This window comes from Methyloceanibacter sp., assembly GCF_035650995.1.
GTDB lineage: Bacteria > Pseudomonadota > Alphaproteobacteria > Rhizobiales > Methyloligellaceae > Methyloceanibacter.
In genome coordinates, this window is record NZ_DASRGO010000133.1 from 1 (window position 1) to 9,437 (window position 9,437).

General features: G+C 65.0%; 13 protein-coding genes. 7 read left to right on the forward strand and 6 right to left on the reverse strand.

The features are described from left to right. Positions 1 to 269 (forward strand): DUF1622 domain-containing protein (locus VFB18_RS10055; protein ID WP_324974415.1); only part of this gene is annotated, 269 nt, incomplete at its 5' end. A gap of 218 nt (positions 270 to 487) precedes the next feature. After that, the gene (locus tag VFB18_RS10060) at positions 488 to 2,359 is read left to right on the forward strand and encodes a radical SAM protein (RefSeq protein WP_324974418.1); all 1,872 of its coding nucleotides are present in this window, start codon (positions 488 to 490) and stop codon (positions 2,357 to 2,359) included. 38 nt (positions 2,360 to 2,397) lie between these two features. On the opposite strand, the gene VFB18_RS10065 is transcribed toward VFB18_RS10060, so the two are convergent. The 3 genes from VFB18_RS10065 to VFB18_RS10075 form a co-directional block, all read right to left on the reverse strand. Next, entirely contained in the window at positions 2,398 to 3,117 is a 720-nt protein-coding gene (locus tag VFB18_RS10065; RefSeq protein ID WP_324974420.1) for an SH3 domain-containing protein, read from the reverse strand. A gap of 105 nt (positions 3,118 to 3,222) precedes the next feature. Continuing rightward, positions 3,223 to 4,389: a hypothetical protein gene (locus VFB18_RS10070; protein WP_324974422.1), complete on the reverse strand. Its 1,167-nt coding sequence runs from the start codon at positions 4,387 to 4,389 to the stop codon at positions 3,223 to 3,225. Between the two features lie 80 nt (positions 4,390 to 4,469). Then, on the reverse strand, positions 4,470 to 5,051 hold the full coding sequence (locus VFB18_RS10075; RefSeq protein ID WP_324974425.1) for a DUF4337 domain-containing protein: 582 nt from the start codon (positions 5,049 to 5,051) through the stop codon (positions 4,470 to 4,472). Positions 5,052 to 5,211: 160 nt separating this feature from the next. On the opposite strand from VFB18_RS10075, the gene VFB18_RS10080 reads away from it, so the two are divergent. Beyond that, a complete protein-coding gene (locus VFB18_RS10080; protein ID WP_324974428.1) occupies positions 5,212 to 5,589 on the forward strand; it encodes an STAS/SEC14 domain-containing protein in 378 nt (125 codons plus the stop codon). Positions 5,590 to 5,664: 75 nt separating this feature from the next. On the opposite strand, the gene VFB18_RS10085 is transcribed toward VFB18_RS10080, so the two are convergent. Then, positions 5,665 to 6,039, reverse strand: a complete 375-nt coding sequence (locus VFB18_RS10085) for a cytochrome c (protein WP_324974431.1) — start codon at positions 6,037 to 6,039, stop codon at positions 5,665 to 5,667. 135 nt (positions 6,040 to 6,174) lie between these two features. Then, positions 6,175 to 6,351 carry a YdcH family protein gene (locus VFB18_RS10090; RefSeq protein ID WP_324974434.1) on the reverse strand — a complete coding sequence of 59 codons (177 nt, stop codon included), beginning with the start codon at positions 6,349 to 6,351 and terminating at the stop codon, positions 6,175 to 6,177. 214 nt (positions 6,352 to 6,565) lie between these two features. On the opposite strand from VFB18_RS10090, the gene VFB18_RS10095 reads away from it, so the two are divergent. Beyond that, positions 6,566 to 6,772, forward strand: a complete 207-nt coding sequence (locus VFB18_RS10095; RefSeq protein WP_324974437.1) for a YdcH family protein — start codon at positions 6,566 to 6,568, stop codon at positions 6,770 to 6,772. On the opposite strand, the gene VFB18_RS10100 is transcribed toward VFB18_RS10095, so the two are convergent. Next, positions 6,762 to 7,187, reverse strand: coding sequence for a DUF4345 domain-containing protein (locus VFB18_RS10100; RefSeq protein ID WP_324974440.1), 426 nt, complete (start codon positions 7,185 to 7,187; stop codon positions 6,762 to 6,764). The two genes, VFB18_RS10095 and VFB18_RS10100, sit on opposite strands and share 11 nt — an antisense overlap. Before the next feature lie 136 nt (positions 7,188 to 7,323). Between VFB18_RS10100 and purE the strand changes: the two genes are divergently transcribed. The 3 genes from purE to VFB18_RS10115 form a co-directional block, all read left to right on the forward strand. Continuing rightward, positions 7,324 to 7,821 (forward strand): 5-(carboxyamino)imidazole ribonucleotide mutase, encoded by a 498-nt coding sequence (gene purE / locus VFB18_RS10105; protein ID WP_324974442.1) that lies wholly within the window; start codon positions 7,324 to 7,326, stop codon positions 7,819 to 7,821. Beyond that, the gene (locus VFB18_RS10110) at positions 7,814 to 8,902 is read left to right on the forward strand and encodes a 5-(carboxyamino)imidazole ribonucleotide synthase (protein ID WP_324974445.1); all 1,089 of its coding nucleotides are present in this window, start codon (positions 7,814 to 7,816) and stop codon (positions 8,900 to 8,902) included. Before purE ends, VFB18_RS10110 begins: the two co-directional genes overlap by 8 nt. Positions 8,903 to 9,051: 149 nt before the next feature. Then, positions 9,052 to 9,437 (forward strand): hypothetical protein (locus VFB18_RS10115; RefSeq protein ID WP_324974448.1); only part of this gene is annotated, 386 nt, incomplete at its 3' end.

The following is a 9,437-nucleotide window of genomic DNA, read 5'->3' on the forward strand; positions in this document are numbered from 1 at the left end:
TCGCCGTGGCGGGGTCGATTCTGCGCCGCACCGCCGATGAGATGATGGGCCGGGAGATCTGGATCAGGTTCGCGACATGGATCCTGCTTGCCCTCGAATTCGCGCTCGCCGCCGATCTCGTGCGCACTGCCGTGGCGCCGACTTGGGACGATATCGCCAAGCTCGCGGTGATCGCCTCGATCCGCACCATGCTGAATTATTTCCTGGCCAAGGACATCGCCGAGTTCGACCAGGTGCGGACCGCGGGAGGGAACCCGCCTTCGTGCTAGGCTTCAAGACCCTGCAACCGGCCTCCCTATTGATTGGACCGCCCGTGGCGAATGTGGTTCACTCAAGGTGAGGCCATGGCCGGGCGCAAGGGTCGCATCGAGCCATTCGGTCGATTTGGGGGGGCGGACGCGGGACAGTCCGGCGAGCGTCCTTGGAGGTGAACACTGCGCGGCCGACTTTCGGTGCGCGATGATCGCCTCCTTTTCGGACCAGAGGGATGATCGCCACTCGGCGCGCGCGGCCAAAGCGCTTCCAATTGATCTTGATCAAGCCGTCGCATTACGACGCCGATGGCTACGTGGTGCAATGGTTCCGCTCCACGATGCCATCGAACTCGCTCGCCGTCCTCTACAGCCTCGCCCGCGGCGCCGCTCGGCGAGGCCTCCTTGGACCCGATCTACCCATCGATGTTATCGCGATGGATGAGACCAATACCCGGGTTCGTCCGGGCAAGATCGCGAAGATCATCGAACGGAACGGAGGTCTCGGTCTCGTCGGGATCGTCGGCGTGCAGTCGAACGAATTTCCCCGCGCGCTCGACATCGGGCGCGCGCTGCGCGCGGCCGGCATCCAGGTCTTGATCGGAGGCTTCCACGTCTCGGGCTGCCTTGCCATGCTCCCGGAGATGCCGCCCGACATCAGGGAAGCGCAAAGCCTCGGCATCTCCGTCTTTGCCGGCGAGGCCGAGGAACACTTCGATAGCGTCGTCCTTGACGCCGCCCGCGGTACATTGAGGCCGCTCTACAATCACATGAAGCATTTGCCGGATCTCGGCGAGGTGCCCTCCCCGCCGGTTCTCCCTTACGCGTTCGTGCAACGCACTATCGGCAACGTCACGAGCTTCGATGCCGGCCGCGGATGTCCGTTCCAATGCTCCTTCTGCACCATCATCAACGTGCAGGGGCGCAAGTCGCGCAACCGCTCTCCCGACAGCGTCGAACGCATCCTGCGCATGAATTGGCGGCAGGGCGTCAATCGCTTTTTCATCACCGACGACAATTTCGCCCGCAACAAGGACTGGGAGGCGATCTACGACCGCATCATCGAGTTGCGCGAACGAGACGGCATGGACATTCGCTTCATGATTCAGGTCGACACGCTCTGCCACCGCATCCCCAACTTCATCGAGAAGTCGAAGCGCGCGGGCGTGACGCGGGTGTTCATCGGCTTGGAAAACATCAATCCCGCCAACTTGATCGCGGCGAAGAAGCGGCAGAACAAGATCACCGAGTACCGCGCGATGCTGCTCGAGTGGAAGCGCGTCGGCATCATGACTTTCGCCGGTTACATCCTCGGCTTCCCCAACGACACACCGGAATCGATCCGCCACGACCTCGAGATCATCAAGCGCGAGCTGCCGCTTGATATGCTCGAGTTCTTCGTCCTCACCCCGCTGCCGGGATCGGAGGATCACAAAGTGCTCGCCGAGAAGGGCGTCTGGATGGACCCCGACATGAACAAATACGACGCCGAGCACGTCGTGACGGCGCACGCCAAGATGAGCCCTGACGAGTGGCAGGAGATGTACCGCACGGCTTGGAGCATCTTCTACTCCCCGGATCACCTGGAGACGGTGCTGCGCCGAGCCTATGCCTGCGGCATCCGCCTCCGCTCGCTCATGCCGCTGCTGTTTATCTTTTCCAGCGCGGTCGAGGTGGAGGACGTGCACCCCTTGCAGTGGGGCATCTTCCGCATCAAGCATCGCCTGGACCGGCGAGCCGGGCTCCCGATCGAATCGCCGCTCGCCTTCTACGCGCGCTACGCCGCCGGCATCGCCCGCAAGGCGGCCGTACTCGCCAAGCGTTGGCGCGAGCTGAAGAGAGCGAGGCGGAGGATCGAAGCAGATGCCTCGGCCAAGTTGTACATGGACGAAGCTCTGACCCCGGTGGTGGGGGAAAGCGAAGAGACCAGGGAGCTCTATACCCAAAGCCAAGCCGCCCGCTCGGCCGTCGAACGCGAGCTGCGCGTGGCGGGGCGCAAGCTGGGCGGGAACGGGGCGTCTCGCCTTCCAAGCGTCAATTCGCTTGAGGCACACGAACCCGAAGAACAAACGGTGTCCCGCGCTGCGATCCGGCCCCCTGCCGCCTGAAACCGATCGTCGATTTCGGCAAACGCCTGGCTTCCGTCTCAATAGCCGCTGAAGGCGCGCTCGACGAGTGCGGCCACCCCGCCGTCGGCCTGGTTTTGAGCCACGCGCTGCGGTTTGAGGCTCGCGCGCACGATCGGCGGATGGTTCAAGGACTGGGCGACCGCGACCGTCTCAGCCTTTGGCCGCGCGGTTGCCGCAACGGCGTCATGCGAAGCGATCGGTTCGACGATCTTGGGCGGCACGGCCTTGAGCGGCGCGGTGTTCGTCTGCGCGACTAGAAGCGGCATCAGCGGCGTCTCGCGCTCGCGGTAGCCGGGGACAAAGGCGCCGATCGAGGCAGCCGACACCCAGCCGAGCTGCCCGCTGCTCAAATCCTGAACGCGGGCGAAGTCGCCTCTCCGCTCGATAACCCGGAGCGCATGACCGATGGGATAGGCGGTGACCACGGGCGCCGAACCTGACGGCTCGGCGCGGATGACAGCCGTGTAGCCGATGATCGCTGCCCACTCATTGCGCGGCTTCTCTATCGGCTGAGGCTCCGCGCCACCGGAATCGGCCGTTGCGGCCTGCGGGACCACCGGAAGCTGCGGATTGGCGGGTTCGGCGGCAAGACTTGGCATCCGCTTGGCGACGACCGTCTCGTGCGCCACTGCCGCCGATACCGGCAGCCCGTCGATGGGAGGCTGGGTTATGAGGAGGGCAGCCGCGCCAAACACGGCGGCGCTGAGGAGCCACAGCAGCGGCAATAGGCGGCTCATGCCGATCTCGCCTGATTGGCCCGCCGTCTAGCCCTCGGCGATCAACATAGGCTTGGCCGGCGCGTTCCTCAAGACGCGCGCGTGAATATTGCAGGCGGGGACGGGTTAGAAGCCGCCGCCAAGCGCGCGGCTGATGATGTCGGCAAGCCCTCCGCGGCGGCGGCGGAACCATCCGCCCTGCTCCCCGGGCGCCCCCTGATCGTAGGCCTCGGTCGGCGGCGGGGCGGCACCCGGCGGCGGGATCGCCGACACTTCGTCGTCCTTCATCCAGCCGGTCGCCGCGGTCTTGGGATCGCTCACCTCGACCCAGTTTTCATAGTGGGAGACGACCCTCAGATTGCGGCCATAGGGGAAAGCGAACAGCACTGGAGCGTCGTCGGCTGCGGTCGCGCGCATGCCAGCGCCCGAGACGAGCACCACGACCCATTCCTCCTGAGGCGCGCCTGGTTGCGGCGCCCCTTGATCGCCGGGGCCGCCTGACCCAGGCCCGGCTTGTGGCGCAGCGGCCTGATCCTGGCCATAGGGACCGCCCTGTCCGTAAGGCGCGCCGTTTCCATCCGGCCCATAAGGGCCCTCGCCATTGCCGTTAGCGCCCTCGGGCGGAGCCCCATAAGGAGACGGAACGGGTGCGCCATAAGAATCCTCCTGCGGAGGGCCCGAATAGAGGCCGTCACGCGGCGAGCTCGCGTAAGGCGGACGTGGATTGGAGGGCGCCCCGCCGTAGGGCGGCGGCGGTGCAGCACCGGGCGGAACGGCCGTCACATCGTAGGGGCCTTGCCCCTCCTGAGCGGCGCCTGCGCCTTCGTCGGGCGGAAGCGCTCCCTGTTCGGAAGGATTGCCGCCGCTGTGTGGGGCAGCCCCAAGGTCCGGAGCGGCATCCGAGGGTGGCAAAGCCTCGCCGGTCTGACCAGTCTGCTGCTCAGCCCCGGCCTTCGGCGCGGGCGCGCCCTGCTCGGCGGCGGCCTGCTTCCCCTGCTGCGACGGAGCTGCGTCTTGCGCCGCCTTGGCGGCCTCCGCCGGACCGGCGGGTTCGGCCCCCTGCGCCGCCGGAGCCGAATCGGCTTGCGGCTTGGTCGCGTCTCCATCCTTACGGGCCGCCAGCTGCTGCTCGTAGGGGAGCAGATGTTTCGGCTCCTTGCGCTCGACCTGCTTGATCACGGGGCGCGGGGGATTGAGCACAACATAGACCGCGCCGCAGAGGATCGCCGCGATTGCCGTAAGCGTGATGAGAAACTTCTTGATGGTCTTGCACTCCCCGTGGAGCCGCGCCATGAAGCCGCGAAAAGGCGGCAATAGCGTGGCTTCGGCCGATCCGCCGCGAATCGGCCTCCCCTACAATATGGGCGCGAAACCTAGAGCGGCAACAGGGTCGGCGCGAAAGCGCCTAGCCCGGCGAAAACCACCCCGACCACGCCGAATCCGCCCGCCAAATAGGCAAGCCAGCCGATGCCGAGGATGATCGAGGCCGAAGCGAGCACGATGGCAAGCTGGAGCGCGGCCGAGGCGTAGCCGAAATGGTTGTTGGCGGCGAGAGCCTCGTCGCGATCGGCCTCGGCGGCCTTGGCCCGCGCTATCAATTCCTTGCGGCCTTCACCGCTCTCGGGCTCCGACTCGTATTTTGCGCTCTTCGCTGCCCACGCCTTGAGCAAATCGTCGATCGCCGCCTGCTTCTCGGGGCTCGCGCCGTCGCGCTCGACCTTGAGCATCTCGCTGTCGCGCTCGATCACGAACTGACGCATCGTCTTGGACTGGAAGAAAGTCCACAGATCCGATGCCTCGATATTGCTCCTGATCGCGTCTTGTGCGGTGTTGTCGTCCTGCATCGACACGAGCGCGAGCAGCGCCGCAAGCACCGCGATGAGCAGCGCGAGCCGGCGCGTGCGCGCATCTTTGACCTCGTCCTCGATGCCCTCTTGGGCCTCTGTCGCGTCCACCTCTCCCTCCCCCCTGACGGCGATCATCTCGCCAGACGATAAAAAGCAGCGGAGGTCGGGGCGCTTGTCCAGGGGAATCGCACGCTCGCGGCTAGGCGTGCCTTCCCTTCCTGGACTAGGATGGCGCCACCCTCGTTGGCAAAATCGCGGCGCGCCTGCCATGCTGTCCTATAAGGAATACGACAATGCGCAGGCGGTCGAGATCGTCTTGCGCGGCCGCGTCTCAACCGAGGAGTTCGACGCCATCGCCAACAAGCTCGAGTCCTTCATCGCCCGCCACGGCAAGATCCGGGTGCTCGAAGTGATCGAGGATTTTGAGGGGATGGATGCCGCGGCGTTCTGGCACGACGTGAAGTTCAGCTTGCGGCACCTCCACGATTTCAGCCGGCTCGCCATCGTCACCAATCCGGACGTGCATCACCTCTGGTCGAGCCTGGTTGCCCCCTTCATCACTTGCGAGGTCGAGCACTTCGCTCCCGGCGAGAAGGAGGCGGCCCGCGATTGGCTGATGTGGCCCGAGGGCGCCGCCGACGCCTGAGTTTTGACTTTCGGGGTGAATTTGACCCCGCAAGATCGCGGCGGGAAGCCCTCTCCCACGGGGGAGAGGGGAATATCACTCGGACGGCTTCGGAGCGGGCTGGTCCTGGATCGATTTCAGGTAGGTGATGATCGCCTCGACATCGGTCGGGCCGAACACGAAGATCGGCATGTCGGGATGGCCCGACACGATGCCTTCGGCAAGCGATTCGGCGAGGTCGTCGATCGGGTACCGGCTCGACAGCGTGCGGAAGGGCGGCGCCTCGGGATGGGCGCTTGCGCCCTCCTTGCCGATGGCGTGGCAACGCGCGCAGTTCTTCTCGACCAGCATCCTGCCCTTGTCCGTGAGGTCCTTCTCCGCCGCCGCCGCCGGCAGCGCGGCAACGCCGAGACCGAGCATGATGAGCGCTCCAGCCTCCCACAAACGTCCGAACGCGATTCGGTCTCGCATCTCTCTCCTCCCTCGCGCGTTGGGGACCGCTTTAGTGTCCCTACAAAACAAAAGGCCGCTCGGCGCGACCGATCGGCGCCCCACGGCCTTCCAAAACGTAATGTCCGCCCGCGACCGGCAGGCGAGAGTCCGAGCTCAGTGACTCTTCTGGTGCTTCAGCCGCTCCATTTCATCCTTGAGACGCAGTTTTTGACGCTTCCATTCCGCGATTTTGAGGTCGTCCGCCGTTGGTCTCGCCAGTTCTTCTTCGATTTTGCGGTCGAGCGCGCGGTGCTTCTCAGACAACTCGGCGAGGTGTGCGTCAAGCGCCATATCGGACCTCCATAGCTGTTGGTCTTCGGCCCACCATCATGTCAAATCGGAGCGCACTTGTCTAACCCTGGCCTGCGATCTGCTGTCGCTCCTTGAGCCGGATCAATGGCGGGAGATTCGAGGCTGGCAAACGGCCCCAAGGCCTTGCGCGGCTACCTGATCGCCGCGATACTCCCGGCCGTCCCGAAGGCAACAAGGAGCAGGGGGACGACCCATGGAGAGCGAGGAGGTTCGCGAGCTCCGGGCGACCCTGGCGCGGCTTAAACAGGAGCACCGCGACCTCGACAGCGCGATCAACGCCCTCGAACAATCGGGCAGGGCGGACGCGCTTCAGCTCAAGCGGCTGAAGAAAAAGAAGCTCTACCTCAAGGACGAGATCGCCCGCATCGAGGATCAGCTCCTCCCCGACATCATCGCTTAGTGATCCGCCGCGCGTAGACCAAGACCGCGAGGCCGAGAAGGGCGCCGAAAATCTCAAGCCCGAGATAGCCATCGAGGAGAAGGCTTGCCGGACCATCGAGGGCAAGGCTGAGCACCCTGCCGGCGGCAAGCGAAGCGCAGAAAAGCGTGGCCCAGACCGTCGCCGCCTCCTGCCAGGCCGGCTTGAAAGCGGCGACCGCCCAAAAGGCCGACGCCGCAAGATAGAGGCACATGAGGGCCCGGAAGATCTGGCTCTGATCGGGCCCCTCTACGGCGATGTCGAGAAGCTTGGGAAGCACGGTCTTGGGCGCAACGCCGTAGGAGAGCGCGATCGGCACGAGGAGGATGGCGACGAGAAGGAGATACGCCCTCATCAGCCGCTCCGCCCGGCTGGTCCGATCGATCGTCTCCGCCATGTCTCCATCTCCCCCGCCGCGTCGGGTGTACTCATCGTGGCCCCGAAAAACCCCCGAGACTCGCCTTGCCAAGGAGGGCCGCACCCCTATAATCCCGCGCTTTCCGCGAGCAGCCCGAATCTCCCATGAGCCCAAGATGAGCCTCGCCAAGCCGGTCGTCGGCATCATCATGGGCAGCCGCTCGGACTGGCCGACGCTGAAAGCAGCCGCCGCCATCCTCGACGCGCTCAAGGTGCCATATGAGACCCGCGTCGTCTCGGCCCACCGTACCCCTAAGCGCCTCTACACTTATGCCAACGGCGCGATCAAGCGCGGCCTGAAAGTGATCATTGCGGGCGCCGGCGGTGCGGCCCACCTGCCCGGCATGACCGCCTCGATGACAGAGCTTCCCGTGCTCGGCGTCCCGATCGAGAGCCGCGCCTTAAGAGGCCTCGACAGTCTCTTGTCGATCAATCAGATGCCGGCCGGGGTGCCGGTCGGCACGCTGGCTATCGGCGAGGCGGGAGCGACCAATGCCGGACTGCTCGCGGCCCAGATTCTCGCGCTCTCCGACAAGAAGCTTGCCCGGCGCATCGCCGCCTTCCGCGCGGCGCAAACGGCGGGCATCCCCGAGGCCGTGGAGGACGATGCCTGAGTCCCCGCTTCCTCCCGGCTCGACCATCGGCATACTCGGCGGTGGCCAGCTCGGCCGGATGCTCGCGGTCGCGGCAAGCCGGCTTGGCCTCAGGTCGCACATTTATTCCGACGAGGCGGGCGCGCCCGCCTTCGACGTCGCCGCTGCGAGCACGGTCGGAAGTTACGCCGATCAGGACGCGCTTGAGCGGTTCGCTGGCGCGGTCGACGTCGTGACCTGCGAGTTCGAGAACGTGCCCGCCGCGACGCTCGAGGCCTGCGCGCGCGTGATGCCCGTGTTCCCGGGTCCCCAGTCCTTCGCCGTGGCGCAAGACCGCCTCGCCGAGAAAGACTTCATCGGCGCGCTCGGCATCGAGGTCGCCCCTCACCTTGCCATCGACCGTCTCGATCAGCTCAAGGCGGCGCTCGCCCGCATCAAACCCCCTGCCCTCCTCAAGACGCGGCGCCTCGGCTACGACGGCAAGGGCCAGGTCATGATCCGCGACAAGGCCGAGGCCGAGGCGGCGTGGCGCGGAATTGGCGAGGTGCCGGCCGTGCTCGAAGGCCTCGTCCTGTTCGAGCGCGAGATCTCGATTATTGCCGTGCGCGGCCGCGACGGCGCCTTCAAGGCTTACGACCTGACCGAGAACGTGCACCAGAACGGCATTCTCGCCATCAGCCGCGTGCCCGCGCCGAACTCGCTCGCCCTCCTCGCCGAAGCCACCTTCATCGCCAAGACCATCGCCGACGCGCTAGGCCATGTGGGCGTGCTCGCCGTCGAGATGTTCCAGCGCGCCGACAGCGCGCGGCCGGGGCTCGTCGTCAACGAGATCGCGCCCCGCGTCCACAACTCGGGCCATTGGTCGCTCGATGCCTGCGCCACGAGCCAGTTCGAGAATCATATCCGCGCCATCGCCGGTTGGCCGCTGGGCGAGACCGCCCGCCATAGCGACGCGGTGATGACCAATCTGATCGGCGCCGACGTGGAGAAGTGGCTGAGTCTTGCCGCCGAGCCTTCGACCTGCCTGCACCTCTACGGCAAGGCGGAGGCGCGGGCAGGCCGCAAGATGGGCCATGTCACGCGGCTCTATCCCAAGACCTGACGCATCAGTTGGTCGGGAACTCTTAAAAGCACTTCTGTACTCTTGCCCAATTTGGGACCGCTTCCGGAAATTGCACTAGAAATTGAGCTAAGGAATTGTGCTTTCTTTGGAACTCTCGGGCTCAACAATAGTCAGGCGGAGAAGCAGCATTGGCGGAATTCGTGGTCACAAAGAAATTTAAGGTACCGGTCAAGGTTCTCAAGCTAGGCTGCCGAGTGGTGGACACCTCCGCAATTGAGAGTTTCTGGAAAGCGTGCGATCACGTTCCCGAGAAGCGAGGCTGCTACGTGTTTTCCATGAAGGCAGCAAAGGGCGAGAAGCCCTTTTACGTGGGAAAGGCCTCAAAGCAGCCATTTCGTGATGAATGTTTCACACCCCACAAGCTAGCAGAGCACTACAACATCATTCTGGGCTCGCGAAAAGGGACGCCTTACTTACGCTTTGTCGTACAGCAGAAGAGCAAAGGCAAATGGTCGCTGAAGGCAATAGACGACCTTGAAGAGTTTCTAATAGCACGTGCCGCAGCCCGGAACCG